Raw genomic sequence first — 15,997 nt, 5'->3', positions numbered from 1 at the left:
AAAATGGGCTTTATTTCACATGTTATTTTAGACTTTTATACAGTGCAGACACTCCTTGCATCCACTCACTTTTCAGTACGCCATATTTGTTCTAGTAAAATGCTAACAACGGTACCTACGAACAAACCATTTCCAAATATATATTGTATAACAGACGGTAAGGACTGGAGCGCTCCAGACGGTAGAAACATAACGCCGCTGCCAAATAATACTGCAACGCCTAAAATTGTTACATTCCTTTCATTAAGCTCCACTTGTTTTATATTATTGAATCCAATTCCAATTAGCTGTACGAATGAAGCCATTAAAACCGCAGATGCGACGGCCGATGGTAAAGATGCTAAATAACGAATAATACTTGGGAACATCGACATTACGACTAGTAACATACATGCTAGTAAGAACGATCGTATATATTTTTGTTTTGTTAAACGTATAAATCCTGCCGTTGCTGGTAACGGCACGACACCTACAGTTGAAAATACGGAAGAGATGATATGTGAAATCCCTCCAACCCATGTTCCATCTTTCAACTGTTTTTGTTCAATAGTCGCTTTATGAATAGTTGCTTGATTAATCGCTATAATAGCTGCCACTGTATTTGAAACTAAAATACATACCATAACGAAACTCGATACAGCCATACCTGTATTCCATTTTGGAAGTCCCCAAGCAAATATTTGCGGAAGTTGCACAAAATGAGTTACTTGAGCTGGAATCGTCACTTTTCCTGCAATGAGAAAAAGAATCCATCCACTAATTAATCCTATTAAAACTGCATAACTTTTGACAAAACCTTTTCCAAAATTAGATAGTATAATAACGAACAGAAATATACTAAAAGCGATCATTGCTGTAAATCCATCGATTTGAGAAACAGTAGCAGTAATTCCTAGCATTCCTTTTAAAAATACACCGCTTAATTGTAAGCATAATAAAAGTAAAAACGTCCCTGTCACAAGCGGCGTAAACAAAAATAAAATACGTCCTATAAAACCAGTTACCCCTAACCCTATTAAAATAACACCGGAAATTATCATTCCTAATTCTAAAATTTGCAATGTACTATGTAATTGATCTTGTCCGGCCGTTGCGTAAGCAAGTACGGTAAATACTCCAACCCAAGATCCAGCTGGCCCATCCGCAATTGGCAGCCTATGCCCAATCCACCCTTGTAAAAAAGATGATATACCAACTACAAAAAATGTACGCTGCATTAAATAAAATATGTCTTCCGTCGTAAGATGAAATAATCCGCCAACGACAATTGGTAATGCGATTGAATTCGCTAATAAAAATATAAACCATTGCAAAGTTCCCATAATATGATTTTGATTATGTTGATTGTCCAAATTTTTCATCCTTCCTAGTAACCTATAAGAAATATATTTCAAACATAAAAAAGAAGAGTTCTATACTCACAATTAGAACCCTCCTCAAAACATTTAAACGATTCTTTTACACAAGATTATTAAATTTAACCTCACTTAAACTTCCAACAACAATATTTCCTTTATGCACGACTAAATGCTTCTCTGTTTGACGCGCTACTGCTTCAGCGACGCATGTTGCATTCGTCAAAACAAAACTCGCTTCATCTCCTACATTCGGCCAAGCTCGCTTCCCTTCACTGTTTAACGTTTCTTTTCCTCCCGTAATAAAGCGAAGTGCTTTTCCTAACGATCTTTCATCACTCCATCCAAAACGTTCCGCTAATCGATTTGCCTTTTGCAACATATCACCTGTTCCAAACGGTGACCAATGATCTGTAATACTATCATTTCCTAATGAAACTTTCACACCTTTTTTATCTAATAATGGAATTGGGATTACTTGTTTCCCAATTGGTACTGTTGAAGTAATATCAATGTGTAAAGCTGCTAGTCTTTCCGCCACTTCTTCAGCTTCTTTATCTGTAACACCACCAAGTCCAAGCGCATGACTAATCGTTACGCGACCTTGCCATCCCGCTTCTTCTGTTAAACTTGCCAATCTCTTCATCGTAAACGTCCCAAGATTATTCGCATCATGCAGATGAATATCAACGTTCGCATTAAATTCTACTGCGATATCCATAATGGTATGTAATGATTTTTCAATATCATTATCCACTGTAGCCGGATCCACTCCACCGACTAGATGCGCACCCATACGCATAGCATCTTTCACAAGTTGCACAGAATTACTGCGCAATAATCCATGTTGCGGAAAAGCAACAATTCTACCAAAAACCTGTTTTTTATATGTTTCCAACGCCGCTAACGTCGCCTCCAAATTACCAAGTCCAATAATCGGATCAACATTACAATGCGTTCTTATATTCGTTGCACCATTTTGAAGCAATAACGCTAGCATATTTTCCGCCCTATCTTGAGCAGTTGCTAATTGCTTCGGTAAAATTTCCTCTTCTTCATGAAAACGTGTAAAAATACTTTCTGCTGGCATACAAGCTTTCCAAGGACCACTATAATATGTTTTATCAATATGAATATGCATCTCTTCGAAAGCAGGCAAAATTAATAAACGATTGGCATCAAAAATTGATACCCCTTCCTCTTGAATAGCCCCTGTTATCATTTTTTTAATTCTTCCATCTTCAATGAGTAAACTACATAACTCTGTTTCTGTTTGAGAAATTCTACCCTCTTCATATGTATACCCTGATTCAAGCATTACATTAGTCAGCCAATATACTGTCATCTCTATCCCTCCCACCCTTTATTGAAACTCACCTCATGATATAATTTTAATATCAACTGAAAATTAAGACAATTAATACGACTGTTTCCTAAAAAAAATGTAATACAACCTCATAGTCTTCTCATAAATTTCCATATAGAATAGAAGTATATAGCTTGTCATAAAAAGGAGTGGATTGGAAGATGTCAAAAAGGTTATGTAAATCCGAAACTGATAAAATACTATTTGGTATATGCGGTGGTTTAGGAGAATATTTTGATATTAGCTCTACTCTCATTCGCATACTTTGGGTCATTGCAGTTTTATGTTTTGGGACGGGGTTTTTAGTTTATTTTATTTGTTTATTACTTATGCCACGCTCTTACTAATAACATTCTTTCGTATATTTAAGCATAGTGTATACAAAATCCCCTATAGATTTTTCTATAGGGGATTTTTTCATGAAGAATATTTCATCGTTAAATGTAATACCGCCACTTCATCTTCTTCATTCTTATAACTATGTTTCTTATTCGCTTCAAATTGAATCGAGTCGAACTCATTTAATTCGTATACATCGCTTTCTACTTGAATCAATACTTTCCCTTTCATTACCGTTACAAGCTCAATAGCACCTTCATGATGCGCTTCTGGTTCATATATACTATTCGATCGTAAACAAGCACGGTGCATTTCCATCCCCGTTTCTTTCGTATAACGGAACATTGTTTCTAAATGCCATGCTTGTCCTACATCTACTGCAAATCCTTCTCCGCAGCGCGCAACAGCTACAGGTTCTCCAACAACCATCAATCTCGATAAAGGAATTGATAATCCTTTCGTTATTTTCCAAATGACGGCTAACGTCGGATTCGTTTCGCCTCTTTCAATCTTTCCTAACGTTAATTTACTAACTCCTGTTTTTTGAGCTAATTCTTCTAAACTTAATTTTTGCTCATTTCGAATTTGTCTTAATAACTGACCTACTTGCTGAATGACTTCTTTCGTTTGCATATCTTCATGTTCTTTCATCTATAAAACCACCTTAAAATATAAAATAGTTTACTTTTATACAAATAAAGTATATTATACTATACATATTCTTTGAATTTCGAAAGGAGTGCTATACTTCATGCGCGCAATTTTATTAGGTCTTTTATCATCAGCCTTTTTTTCCGCAACCTTTATTATTAATCGAGCGATGAATGTATCTGGAACGAGCTGGGCTTGGACAGCTTCCTTCCGTTTTTTATTTGCTCTCCCTATTTTATTCCTTATCGTTTTATTTCGCAAAAACTTAAGGGGGTTATGGGAAGAATTAAAGAAACATCCATTGGCTTGGATCGGGTGGGGGTCTGTTGCTGGTATTGGTTTCTATTCTTTATTAAGTTTTGCAGCTGTCTTTTCTCCCGCTTGGCTCGTTGCTGGAACTTGGCAAGTTACTATATTAGCAGGTTTACTACTCTCGCCATTATTTTTCGTTAAAATAGAAACAAAATCAGGTACGAAACTTGTACGCGGAAAAATTCCACTTCGTAGTTTATATGTCGCATTATTTATTTTACTTGGTGTAATTTGTATGCAAGCAACTGCAGCAGGTCACATTACAATGACTCAGTTCATTTCAGGATTTTTACCTGTCGTGTTAGCTGCTTTCTTATATCCATTCGGTAACCGAAAAATGATGGAACTTGTTGGCGGGCGTCTTGATACATTCCAACGTGTATTAGGAATGGCAATAGGCAGTCTTCCTATAACAATTTTACTTGGTATATACGGATTTTCTACTACGGGTATTCCAACATCAAGCCAAATGCTGCAAGGATTTTTGTTAGCATTATGTTCTGGCGTTATAGCGACAATGACATTTTTCTTTGCTACTGACTTAGCCAAAGATAATCTCGCTCTACTTGGAGCTGTTGAAGCAACGCAAGCTGGAACGATGGTCTTTACCGTGCTTGGCGAAATTGTTTTCTTAAATGGTTCATTTCCTGGCGGGCTTTCCCTACTTGGAATGATTATTATTATGTTAGGAATGGTTGCAAATAGCATTTTAAACCGTTCTGTTCCAGTCGTTAAACAGAAAAAAACAGCATAAAAAAAGAGTATGGTTCTGTGACAAAGAACCATACTCTCTTTTTATTGTCCCCCTATTGCGCCTTATCAGAATAGTATTTCATTAACGGTTTATACTAAAACCTATGTTATAATACGGTTCATGCGCAACAATAGGAGGTAAATTATGTTAAAAAAAGCAATCGCTGAATTTATTGGTACATTTGTACTAGTATTATTCGGAACTGGAGTAGCTGTCATTGGCGGCGGAATTGAAGGAATTGGAACATTAGGAATCGCTATGGCTTTCGGTCTATCTATTGTGGCTATGGCATATAGCATCGGAACAATTTCTGGATGTCACATTAACCCAGCAGTATCAGTAGCTATGTTCATCAATAAAAGAATGAACGCTATGGAACTTTGTTATTATGTATTAGCTCAAATTTTAGGTGGTTTATTAGGAACTGCAACGTTAGTAACAATTTTAAAATCTGCTAAAACACCTTTAGATAATTTAGGTCAAAACGGTTTTGGAACTCTTGGTTTATCTGGAGCATTTCTAGTTGAATTTATTTTAACTTTCGTATTCATTTTAGTAATCGTTGCTGTAACAGGTAAAAAAGGAAGTTCTTCTCTAGCAGGATTAGTAATTGGTTTCACATTAGTTTTAGTTCACTTATTAGGTATTCCGTTAACTGGAACTTCTGTTAACCCAGCTCGTAGTATCGCACCAGCTTTATTCGCTGGCGGAGAAGCACTTTCTCAACTATGGGTATTCATCATCGCACCAATTGTTGGTGGTATCGTAGCAGCTATCGTAGGTAAATTCATTTTAAATACTGAAAAATAAAATTTTCAATATTTCTAAATAAAAAAAGGCGAGCCCTCATTATGAGGATGCTCGCTTTTTTACTCTTTCATTTTAGACTTTAAATTTGTAACTAATTGATCTACTGTTACATTTGCAAGTACATTTTCCATCGCTTCTTGCGCTTGCATTAAAATAATTTCTAATACTGATTGAATATTAGCTCCTACTGGACATTCAATGTTGGGATTTTCATGGAAGGAAAATAGCTGTCCTTCTTCTACAACTTCCACTGCTTTATATACATCAAGTAATGTAATTTCTTCTAAATCACGAGCAAGTGTCGTACCACCTTTACCAGCTTGTACATCAACAAGTCCTGCTCTCTTCAACATTCCTGTAATGCGACGAATCACAACTGGATTTGTATTCACACTACCGGCAATCCATTCAGAGGTACAGCGAGAGTTTCGATCTATCGCAAGTAATGTCAACATATGAACACCTACTGTAAAACGACTACTAATTCCCATCTGCACACCCTCCTTTTTATTCATTCTATTAAAAGACGACTCTTATTATTATATACTATTTTTAATTTATACATAAAGAAAAAGCACGATTTCAACAGGAAATCATGCTTTTCTCTCATTATTGACGCTTTATAAATTTCGCTAAATCTTTAAATTTTACTTTGTCTGAGTAATTCATTACACCATTTACGTAAATGCGACTTGCAAGCATATTGACGATAGCAATAGTCACCAATAAAATGACTAAAGTCACAATAATCTCTACAGTTCCTGCTTCACCCGCTACAAGCCTTGAAAATGTAACCATAGGTGTAAAGAATGGAATATACGAACTAACTACAGCTAATGTACTATTAGGATCAAATAGTGATTTAATACTAATGAAAAATGCTGCTATACCTAACATTGTAATTGGGAACGAAAGAGATTGCACATCCTCAATTTTTGATACAACAGCACCAACCGCTGCATATAACATTGCATATAGTAAGTAGCCTGTAACAAAATATACAACGAACATACTAATTACTACAGCATCCAACTTGGAAAAGTCTAGTGCAAGTCCTACTAAAGATGCATTTTCTAGGTCTACCCAACCTAATAAATACGGTACAAGAAAACCGAGAGAAGCAGTAATAAGTAATAGTAAAGCACTAGAAACAATTGCTAAAATTTTAGCATGTAGCATTGTTAATGGTTTTACTTTCGGAAGCATTAACTCCATAACACGGGATGATTTTTCGGATGCTATCGTCGTCCCAATTGCAGTTCCAAACACAATAATAAACATATATAAAGCAAACGAGAAAACATAGCCAATTCCAAAGGAAGATGCATGATCTTTTACCGCCTCTTGCTTTAACGGAATTTCCATCTGTAACTGTTTTGCTACTTCGGCAGATACGTTATTTTTTTCAATCATTACCGCTGTATACTGTTCCTTCAAATAACTTGCCATAAGTGTAGCCGTTGATTGACTCGGAAAACCACTATACATATACGTCACTTCTGGGATACCATTCTTTTCTGTAATACGGAATAAACCGTCTAAATCCCCATCTTCTACTTGCTTACGTAGTTTATTAAACTTACCCTTATTTTCTACCGTTACTTTAGCAGACGGAAGTAACTTCGTTATATCACTTTCTTGCACTTTATACGTATCGCTTTCTGTTACTACAGCAAATTTATCTTTTCCTTTATCGTTATCAGCTGTGAAATGATTAAATGCGAAAAGCCCAAACACAACTAAAAACAAAATCGCACTCGTAATTAATGATTTTTTAGATAAAAATGCTTCCCTAAAATAAAATGAAAATACGTGAGAAAATTTACGCATCGTTATTTCGCCCTCTCTACAAAGATTTCGTTTAACGTCGGCTCTAACATTTTAAATTGTCGTAAGGTAATACCTTGTTCTTGTAATTGTTGTAAAATGTTTAGAGCTTCTGCATCGTCTTGTACTCGCACATAAAGAAGGCCTTGTTGTTTTTCATACGATACATGAATAGCTTTTAATCCCTTCTCATTCTCTTCTGTATCTTCAATCGTTAAATTACGGAAACCATATTCTTTTTTAATATCACTTAATTGACCTTTTACGACTGCTTCACCTTTTTTCAAAATACATACATGTTGGCAAAAAGCCTCTACTTGTTCCATACGATGACTAGATAAAATAATTGTCTTTCCGTTCTGTACTTGTTCTTCAATAATGCTAGCTAACATCCCCGCATTCACTGGATCCAGTCCGCTAAATGGCTCATCTAAAATGAGAAGTTCAGGGTTATGAAGAAGAGCAGCAATTAATTGGATTTTTTGCTGGTTCCCTTTTGAAAGCTCTCCTGCCGTTTTAAATTTATATTCCGGTATTGCTAATCGATCTAACCAGTGATCAATAGCAAGATCTACTTCTTTTTTCGTCATGCCTTCTAATCTGCCAAAATATCGCAACTGGTCTACTACTCTACTTTTTGTATATAAGCCTCTTTCTTCTGGTAAGTACCCTATCGTTACTCCACTAGTCCCAAATGATTTTCCATCCCATGTAATAGACCCTTCATTAGGCGTTAATAATCCGAGAAGCATTTTGATTGTCGTTGTTTTTCCTGCACCGTTTCGTCCAAGCAATCCTAACACTTCACCTTTTGGTAATGAAATTTGCAAGCCGTTAACTGCTTTTGATTCCCCAAATTGTTTCGTTAAGTTTTGAATTTGTAAACTCAAAGTATAAAGCCTCCCCTTTACTATCATTCATACTCTCTTTCAAAGACTATGTTTATACAAGATAAAATATAGCACTACACTTTATCCTCTTAATATGTAACACCGCCTTAATCCATCATTTGTTCTATTTAGTTAAAATTGTAAATATTATCGTATGATTTGTCAATTATTATTGTCATTTCGACAATTAAACTTGTCAAAATAATTCCCATCATTTTTTCTCATCTTTCTAATATAGGACATACTACTACATATACAAAAGACAATATGCAAATGTTCATAAAAAAAATTTATATTTTAATATATAATATAAGATGATTTTTTAACATCAAGGAGGATACATATGAAGATGAAGAGGGGCATTACCACTTTATTATCTGTAGCGGTTCTATCTACATCGCTTGTAGCATGTTCAGGAACACAAGAGAAAACAGTGGCGAAAGAAGAGAAAGTAAAATTAACAGACCAGCAATTAATGGCTGATTTATGGTATCAAACAGCCGGTGAAACGAAAGCATTGTACTACCAAGGATACAATATCGGTCAATTGAAGCTTGATGCAGCTCTTGCAAAAGGAACCGAGAAAAAACCCGCTATCGTACTTGATTTAGATGAAACTGTTTTAGATAACAGTCCTCATCAAGCAATGAGCGTAAAAACAGGAAAAGGCTATCCGTATAAATGGGATGATTGGATTAATAAGGCTGAAGCTGAGGCCCTTCCAGGTGCAATTGATTTCTTACAATATACAGAGTCTAAAGGTGTAGATATTTACTACATCTCAAATCGTAAAACAAACCAACTAGATGCAACAATTAAAAACCTTGAGCGTGTAGGCGCTCCTCAAGCAACGAAAGAACATATATTACTACAAGACCCGAAAGAAAAAGGAAAAGAAAAACGCCGTGAACTCGTTTCTCAAACACATGATATCGTTTTATTCTTCGGTGATAACTTATCTGACTTCACTGGTTTTGATGGAAAGTCTGTAAAGGACCGAAACCAAGCAGTCTCAGATTCAAAAGCACAATTTGGGGAGAAATTTATTATTTTCCCAAATCCAATGTATGGCGATTGGGAAGGCGCTTTATATGATTATGATTTCAAAAAATCAGATGCAGAAAAAGATAAAATCCGCCATGACAACTTAAAATCATTTGATGCAAAATAAAAGAGGATGGCATGTGCCATCCTCTTTTATTGCAAATTTCTCGTTAAAGGTAAAATAAACACTTCTACACGTCTATTTTTCGCTTTTCCTTCTTGCGTATCATTTGGAGCAATTGACCGGTATTCTCCGTAACCAACTGCACTAAATTTTCCTGGTTGTAATTCTTTATTTTGCAGTAATACTTGCATAAAATTAACTGCCCGCTGCGTACTTAATTCCCAGTTCGATGCAAATTGCGCATTTGCAATAGGAACATTATCTGTATGTCCAGATACTGTGATTTCACGAGGTGATGCTGAAACAAGTAAATTAGACATTTCTTTCGCAATACTTAACGATTCTAATTTTACGTCCGCTTTCCCAGAATCAAATAGTACATTTTCTAATATCGTTACCTTCAATCCCTTTTCTGTTAAATCAGTTTTAAAAGAAGAAGATAATCGATTTTCCTCAATATACTTATCAATACCTTTTTGTACCGCTTTTAATTCGTTCATTTCTTGTTGCTTTACTTCAGCTTCAGCATTCTTTTTAATCTTCTCAGACTCTAAACTACTTGCTGATAATTCCTTTTCATCATTTGGCTTCTGATCACTTAAAAATTCTTTGTTACCTGTTCCACCAGCTAATTCACTTCGAAAAGCAACAGCCATCTGTTTAAACTTAGCAGCATCTATACTGCTCATTGCGAATAAAACGATGAACAATGCAAACAACAACGTTAACATATCAGAATAAGGGATTAGCCAAGTTTCATCGATATGTTCTTCGTGTTTTTTCTTTTTACTTCTTCTATTTTTTTTACTCCGCATTTTTTTCTGCCCCTTTTTCAAGCTTTTTGCGCTCAGTTGCAGAAAGTGCACCTAAAATGCGGTTCTTCATAATAAACGGATATGTACCTTCTTGTAACATTAATAGACAATCAATAATTAAACGTTTTTTCTCTAATTCAGCTGCAGATTTTTGCTTTAATTTATTTGCAAATGGATGCCATAGTATATAACCTGAGAAAATACCAAAAATCGTTGCAATAAATGCACCCGAAATAGCGTGACCTAACTTTTCAATATCAGTTAAATTACCAAGTGCAGCTACAAGACCAATAACAGCACCTAAAACCCCTAATGTTGGTGCATATGTACCAGCTTGAGAAAAAATTGCTGCTCCCTTTGCATGCCTTTCTTCAATTGCTTCTAATTCAGCTTCTAAAATTTGTTCTAAATCTTCTGCAGATACGCCATCAATCACAAATTTCATACCACGCAAAAGAAATTCATCTTGAATTTTGTCTAATTGCTGCTCTAAAGACAAAATACCGTATTTTCTACTTTCAGATGTCCAATGAACAAACAATTCTAGCAACTGTTCATAACTTAAATCTTTTTTATTAGAACCAAAAAGAACTTTAAATAATTTTGGAATCTTTTTCAATTGATTCATTGGAAATGCTATACATACTGCAGCAAATGTACCAACGAAAATAATTAATGCTGCGGCAGGATTAACTAAGGCCATTACGTCAGCGCCCTTGACGACCATTCCTACTACTACCGCCACTACTCCCAAAATAATTCCAATAAGTGTTGCAAAATCCATTCCCATTCACTCCTAGTCTATACAAGAAGTTTTTTATTCTCGATAATCGCTACATCTTCTTATGTGTATATATTACATAAAAAATGAATTTCATGAAAGACAAGAAATGAATTATATAAAAAAATACTACAATTTCACACATTTTCTGACATTTTCTTTGCATTTCTATTACGTTACGACTCTTATATTTCTTTTTCATTAAACTAGACTTATAATAAGAAACGATACACATTTTATTAAGAAAGGACTGTGATTACAAGGCATCATGAAAAAGATAATTATTATTTCTGCCACTACTATTGTAATCGGTATCACTTCTTTCGCTTACTTTAGTTCTAAATCACCACTACAAAATAATGCGAAAGCTGTCGAAAGTCAACAGCATAGTAACCACCAAAAAGAAGAGATTCCTGCTTTTCCAAAAGCTGATCATAATGCAAAGAAGCTAGACAATGATTTTTCCGTTGTAACAAATCCAGAGTCTAATCTTGTATTAGTTAATAAACATCGAAAACTACCAGACGGATACACACCTGAAGACTTAACGAGACCAAACGTACCATTTACTAGTCCAAAAGATAAAGAAAAAACATTGCTGCGCAAAGATGCTGCAGATGCACTTGAAAGTATGTTTGAAGCGGCAAAGAAAGAAGGACTAGAACTTACAGCTGTATCTGGTTATCGTTCATACAAACGCCAAAAATCATTACATGATACATACGTTAGACGTCAAGGTAAAGCTGAGGCGGATTCAGTAAGTGCCATTCCCGGTACGAGTGAACATCAAACTGGTTTAGCAATGGACATTAGTTCAAAATCTGCTAAATTCCAATTAGAGCCTATTTTTGGAGAGACAAACGAAGGTAAATGGGTTGCAAAACATGCTCATGAATTTGGCTTTGTCATTCGTTATTTAGAAGATAAAACAGAAACAACAGAATACTCATATGAACCGTGGCATTTGCGCTACGTTGGAAATCCATACGCTACATACATATATAAACATCATTTAACATTAGAAGAGGCGCTGGAAGACAAAAAATAAGAGAGCAATTTGCTCTCTTATTTTTCTTTCACTCTATCATTGTATTAATTTTTTCTTCCACTCTTCAGGCCACGGTTCGCCTCTTCCCGTTTTTTTCGATGCTTGGACCATCATTCCACGACCAACTAAACAAACCTCTCCTTCTGCATTCTTCACCATATAATGCAAATCTAATGAAGAATTTCCAACTGATCCCGCTTTTACATACACCTTCAACTGTTCATCAAAATATATTTGTTTAATAAAATTACATTGTAAATCCGCAACAACAATCATCGTTTCTGAAGATTCATGCGTCCATTCTTGCATAAATCCAAGTTCTTTAAACAATGCGATACGCGCTTCTTCAAAATAGGTGAAGGCAACGACATTATTTACATGTCCAAACATATCTACTTCACCAAAACGAACCTTTACAGGATTGTAAAACGAAAAACCACTTTCCCATTGCTCAAAGTCTTCAATATAAGAAATCCTCTTCATTGTTCCCTCTCCTTTTCGCTTTAAAATAAACAGAATAAACAGAAAAATATAGTTATAAATATTGCCTCTTCGATATGAAGAGGCAATATTTATTAATAGTTATTGTCGCTACCAAAGAAATCTTTGAACGATTGAATTGTTGTATCACGGTTTAACGCCGCAATTGAAGTTGTTAATGGAATACCCTTTGGACATGATTGCACACAGTTTTGAGAGTTACCACAGTTTGCAAGTCCTCCATCACCCATAATTGCACGTAAGCGATCTGCTTTATGCATTTCACCCGTTGGATGTGAGTTAAATAAACGAGCTTGTGATAACGGTGCTGGTCCAATAAAGTCCGATTTACTATTTACGTTTGGACATGATTCTAAGCAAACACCACATGTCATACATTTTGAAAGCTCATAAGCCCATTGACGTTTCTTCTCTGGCATTCTTGGTCCTGGTCCTAAGTCATACGTACCATCAATTGGAATCCAAGCTTTAACACGTTTTAGAGCATTAAACATGCGACTACGGTCAACTTGTAAGTCACGAACAACCGGGAATGTCTTCATCGGTTTTAAGCGAATTGGTTGTTCTAATTGATCGATAAGCGCTGTACATGATTGACGCGGTTTTCCGTTAATCACCATCGAACATGCACCACATACTTCCTCTAAACAGTTCATATCCCATGCAATCGGAGTTGTTTTGTTTCCTTTTGCATCGACAGGATTACGACGAATTTCCATAAGCGCCGAAATAATATTCATATTCGGACGATACGGAATTTCAAACTCTTGGTCAAACGCTTGCGCATCTGGTCCATCTTGTCTCGTAATGATGAGGCGGATTGTTTTCTCAGACATGTTGTTTATCCCCCTTCTCTTCACTCTTAGCAGCTACATCGTGTTTTGAAGAATAATCACGTTTACGTGGTTTAATTAATGAAATATCCACGTCTTCGTAATGGAATGCCGGTGCATTTCCTTCTCCTTCAAATTTCGCCATCGTAGTTTTTAAGAAGTTTGCATCATCACGATTTGGGAATTCAGGTTTGTAATGCGCCCCACGACTCTCATTACGGTTATATGCGCCAATTGTAATAACACGTGCTAATTCAAACATATTTGCAAGTTGGCGTGTAAATGAAGCACCTTGGTTGCTCCATCTCGCTGTATCGTTAATGTTAATACGTTTGTAGCGAGCCATTAACTCTTCAATTTTTGCATCTGTTTCTAATAATTTTTTATTTTCACGAACTACTGTAACGTTATCTGTCATCCATTCTCCAAGCTCTTTATGAAGAACATACGCATTTTCATTACCATCGAGTGTTAAAATATTGTTAAATTTCTCTGTTTCGATTAATTCATTTTGTTCATACACAGTAGATGAAACAGCATCTGATGATTTAGAAAGACCTTTCATATATTCAATTGCATTTGGTCCTGCTACCATACCACCGTAAATTGCTGATAATAGTGAGTTCGCGCCAAGACGGTTACCACCGTGCATAGAATAATCACACTCACCTGCTGCAAATAAACCTGGAATGCTTGTCATCTGCTTATAATCAACCCATAGCCCGCCCATTGAGTAGTGAACAGCTGGGAAGATTTTCATTGGTAGTTTACGAGGATCGTCACCTGTAAATTTCTCATAGATTTCAATAATTCCACCAAGTTTAATATCTAGTTCTTTCGGATCTTTATGAGAAAGATCTAAGTACACCATGTTTTCACCGTTAATACCTAGTTTTTGCTCTACGCAAACATCAAAGATTTCACGCGTTGCGATATCACGAGGTACAAGGTTTCCGTAAGCCGGATATTTTTCTTCTAAGAAGTACCATGGTTTACCATCTTTATATGTCCAAACACGTCCACCTTCACCACGTGCAGATTCACTCATCAGACGTAATTTATCGTCTCCAGGAATTGCCGTTGGGTGAATTTGAATGAACTCACCGTTTGCATAATATGCGCCTTGTTGATATACAGCAGAAGCTGCTGTACCTGTATTAATAATAGAGTTAGTTGATTTTCCGAAAATGATACCAGGGCCCCCTGTTGCCATAATCACGGCATCAGCTCGGAAACTTCTAATCTCCATAGTTTGTAAGTCTTGTGCAACGATTCCTCGGCACACACCTTCATCATCAATAACAGCTCGTAAGAAATCCCAACCTTCATATTTCGTTACAAGTCCTGCTACTTCGTGACGACGTACTTGCTCATCTAATGCGTATAGTAATTGCTGTCCAGTTGTTGCACCAGCAAATGCTGTACGGTGATGTTGCGTTCCACCAAAACGACGGAAATCAAGAAGTCCTTCTTCCGTACGGTTGAACATAACACCCATACGGTCCATTAAATGAATGATACCAGGTGCTGCTTCACACATTGCTTTAACTGGTGGTTGGTTCGCTAAGAAGTCCCCACCATAAATTGTATCGTCAAAGTGGATCCATGGAGAATCCCCTTCACCTTTCGTATTTACGGCACCGTTAATTCCACCTTGGGCACATACAGAATGCGAACGTTTTACTGGTACTAAAGAGAACAGTTCAACATTTACTCCTGCTTCCGCCGCTTTAATCGTTGCCATTAAGCCAGCCAAGCCACCGCCGACTACTATAAGTTTCCCTTTCATGCTCTCCCACTCCTTACTGGTTTGCTAGCTGTGGATCGATGAACGCTAATAATGCACTCACACCTACATAAGATAGACCTAAGAAAATAGCTAATGTTACATAAGTAGAGATTCTTTGTGAACGTGGAGATACTGTAATTCCCCAGCTGATGCAGAATGTCCATAGTCCATTTGCAAAGTGGAAAATTGTTGAAACAACACCAACTAAGTAGAATGCAAACATAGCTGGATTGTTTAAAATATCTGCCATCATGTCATAGTTTACCTCTTTACCTAACGCTGCTTGAATACGAGTTTCCCAGACGTGCCAAGAAATGAAAATCAGTGTAACGATACCTGAAATTCTTTGGAAGACGAACATCCAGTTACGGAAATAACCGTAAGAAACCGCATTGTTCTTAGCTGTAAATGCAATATATAAGCCATATATAGCATGGTACAGTATTGGTAAAAAGATAATGAAAATTTCTAGCGCATACCGGAATGGAAGGAGCTCCATAAAGCCTGCAGCTTTGTTAAAAGCCTCTGCTCCTCGTGTTGCAAAGTTGTTTACAATTAAATGTTGCGTCAAAAAGACACCAACCGGGATGACCCCCATTAATGAGTGCCACTTACGAAACGTATACTCGCGGCCTTTCATGTCCCCATTACCCCCCTTGAATGATTGACTGCTGTTTTCAGATTAGTTTATGGCAATAATGTTTTTTCACTATTGGCATAAGAAAAACTGAAAAAATTATTCGAAATATTTCAGCATA

17 protein-coding genes are annotated in these 15,997 nt (G+C 36.2%); 5 read left to right on the top strand and 12 right to left on the bottom strand.

The genetic code is table 11. The annotated features are described in order from the left end of the window. Nucleotides 1-65: 65 nt before the first annotated feature. Nucleotides 66-1,361 carry a purine/pyrimidine permease gene (locus tag PDK19_RS00970; protein WP_014893495.1) on the bottom strand — a complete coding sequence of 432 codons (1,296 nt, stop codon included), beginning with the start codon at nucleotides 1,359-1,361 and terminating at the stop codon, nucleotides 66-68. 97 nt (nucleotides 1,362-1,458) lie between these two features. Next, complete coding sequence (locus PDK19_RS00965; RefSeq protein WP_000219572.1) at nucleotides 1,459-2,700, bottom strand: amidohydrolase family protein; 1,242 nt, start codon at nucleotides 2,698-2,700, stop codon at nucleotides 1,459-1,461. Nucleotides 2,701-2,882: 182 nt separating this feature from the next. On the opposite strand from PDK19_RS00965, the gene PDK19_RS00960 reads away from it, so the two are divergent. Continuing rightward, complete coding sequence (locus PDK19_RS00960; protein ID WP_049111204.1) at nucleotides 2,883-3,068, top strand: PspC domain-containing protein; 186 nt, start codon at nucleotides 2,883-2,885, stop codon at nucleotides 3,066-3,068. A gap of 70 nt (nucleotides 3,069-3,138) precedes the next feature. Here PDK19_RS00960 and PDK19_RS00955 read toward each other — a convergent pair whose 3' ends face one another. Further along, the gene (locus tag PDK19_RS00955; RefSeq protein ID WP_000658050.1) at nucleotides 3,139-3,711 is read right to left on the bottom strand and encodes a helix-turn-helix domain-containing protein; all 573 of its coding nucleotides are present in this window, start codon (nucleotides 3,709-3,711) and stop codon (nucleotides 3,139-3,141) included. Between the two features lie 100 nt (nucleotides 3,712-3,811). Here PDK19_RS00955 and PDK19_RS00950 point away from each other — a divergent pair, with 100 nt between their 5' ends. Both PDK19_RS00950 and PDK19_RS00945 read left to right on the top strand, forming a co-directional pair. Continuing rightward, the gene (locus PDK19_RS00950; protein ID WP_014893494.1) at nucleotides 3,812-4,777 is read left to right on the top strand and encodes a DMT family transporter; all 966 of its coding nucleotides are present in this window, start codon (nucleotides 3,812-3,814) and stop codon (nucleotides 4,775-4,777) included. Between the two features lie 144 nt (nucleotides 4,778-4,921). Next, a complete protein-coding gene (locus PDK19_RS00945; protein ID WP_000913199.1) occupies nucleotides 4,922-5,587 on the top strand; it encodes an MIP/aquaporin family protein in 666 nt (221 codons plus the stop codon). A 59-nt stretch (nucleotides 5,588-5,646) separates the two neighbouring features. Here the strand turns inward: PDK19_RS00945 and PDK19_RS00940 are convergent, their stop codons facing one another. The 3 genes from PDK19_RS00940 to PDK19_RS00930 all read right to left on the bottom strand — a co-directional run bounded on the left by PDK19_RS00940 (nucleotide 5,647) and on the right by PDK19_RS00930 (nucleotide 8,304). Next, nucleotides 5,647-6,078 carry an Rrf2 family transcriptional regulator gene (locus PDK19_RS00940; RefSeq protein ID WP_000512998.1) on the bottom strand — a complete coding sequence of 144 codons (432 nt, stop codon included), beginning with the start codon at nucleotides 6,076-6,078 and terminating at the stop codon, nucleotides 5,647-5,649. Between the two features lie 118 nt (nucleotides 6,079-6,196). Further along, a complete protein-coding gene (locus PDK19_RS00935) occupies nucleotides 6,197-7,417 on the bottom strand; it encodes an ABC transporter permease (protein WP_001224999.1) in 1,221 nt (406 codons plus the stop codon). 2 nt (nucleotides 7,418-7,419) lie between these two features. Continuing rightward, nucleotides 7,420-8,304, bottom strand: a complete 885-nt coding sequence (locus PDK19_RS00930) for an ABC transporter ATP-binding protein (protein WP_000058128.1) — start codon at nucleotides 8,302-8,304, stop codon at nucleotides 7,420-7,422. A gap of 343 nt (nucleotides 8,305-8,647) precedes the next feature. Here PDK19_RS00930 and PDK19_RS00925 point away from each other — a divergent pair, with 343 nt between their 5' ends. Next, complete coding sequence (locus PDK19_RS00925) at nucleotides 8,648-9,475, top strand: 5'-nucleotidase, lipoprotein e(P4) family (protein ID WP_000782778.1); 828 nt, start codon at nucleotides 8,648-8,650, stop codon at nucleotides 9,473-9,475. 26 nt (nucleotides 9,476-9,501) lie between these two features. On the opposite strand, the gene motB is transcribed toward PDK19_RS00925, so the two are convergent. Next, complete coding sequence (gene motB, locus PDK19_RS00920) at nucleotides 9,502-10,287, bottom strand: flagellar motor protein MotB (RefSeq protein WP_001256752.1); 786 nt, start codon at nucleotides 10,285-10,287, stop codon at nucleotides 9,502-9,504. Beyond that, nucleotides 10,277-11,071 carry a flagellar motor stator protein MotA gene (motA, locus tag PDK19_RS00915; protein ID WP_000344868.1) on the bottom strand — a complete coding sequence of 265 codons (795 nt, stop codon included), beginning with the start codon at nucleotides 11,069-11,071 and terminating at the stop codon, nucleotides 10,277-10,279. Before motA ends, motB begins: the two co-directional genes overlap by 11 nt. Nucleotides 11,072-11,336: 265 nt before the next feature. Between motA and PDK19_RS00910 the strand changes: the two genes are divergently transcribed. Further along, nucleotides 11,337-12,116, top strand: a complete 780-nt coding sequence (locus PDK19_RS00910; RefSeq protein ID WP_000720208.1) for a M15 family metallopeptidase — start codon at nucleotides 11,337-11,339, stop codon at nucleotides 12,114-12,116. 36 nt (nucleotides 12,117-12,152) lie between these two features. Here PDK19_RS00910 and PDK19_RS00905 read toward each other — a convergent pair whose 3' ends face one another. The 4 genes from PDK19_RS00905 to sdhC form a co-directional block, all read right to left on the bottom strand. Further along, a complete protein-coding gene (locus tag PDK19_RS00905; RefSeq protein ID WP_000822739.1) occupies nucleotides 12,153-12,599 on the bottom strand; it encodes an acyl-CoA thioesterase in 447 nt (148 codons plus the stop codon). Nucleotides 12,600-12,691: 92 nt separating this feature from the next. After that, the gene (gene sdhB, locus PDK19_RS00900) at nucleotides 12,692-13,453 is read right to left on the bottom strand and encodes a succinate dehydrogenase iron-sulfur subunit (protein ID WP_001291825.1); all 762 of its coding nucleotides are present in this window, start codon (nucleotides 13,451-13,453) and stop codon (nucleotides 12,692-12,694) included. Then, nucleotides 13,446-15,239 carry a succinate dehydrogenase flavoprotein subunit gene (gene sdhA / locus PDK19_RS00895; RefSeq protein WP_000676735.1) on the bottom strand — a complete coding sequence of 598 codons (1,794 nt, stop codon included), beginning with the start codon at nucleotides 15,237-15,239 and terminating at the stop codon, nucleotides 13,446-13,448. The genes sdhB and sdhA overlap by 8 nt, the downstream gene beginning before the upstream one ends. Nucleotides 15,240-15,252: 13 nt before the next feature. Next, entirely contained in the window at nucleotides 15,253-15,879 is a 627-nt protein-coding gene (gene sdhC, locus PDK19_RS00890) for a succinate dehydrogenase cytochrome B558 (protein WP_000678352.1), read from the bottom strand. Nucleotides 15,880-15,997: the final 118 nt, after the last annotated feature.

It is taken from the genome of Bacillus cereus group sp. BcHK124, assembly GCF_027712065.1.
Classification (GTDB): Bacteria; Bacillota; Bacilli; order Bacillales; family Bacillaceae_G; genus Bacillus_A; species Bacillus_A pacificus.
Note: the sequence above shows the minus strand (reverse complement) of the source record. Positions and strands in the feature narration are given on the sequence as shown.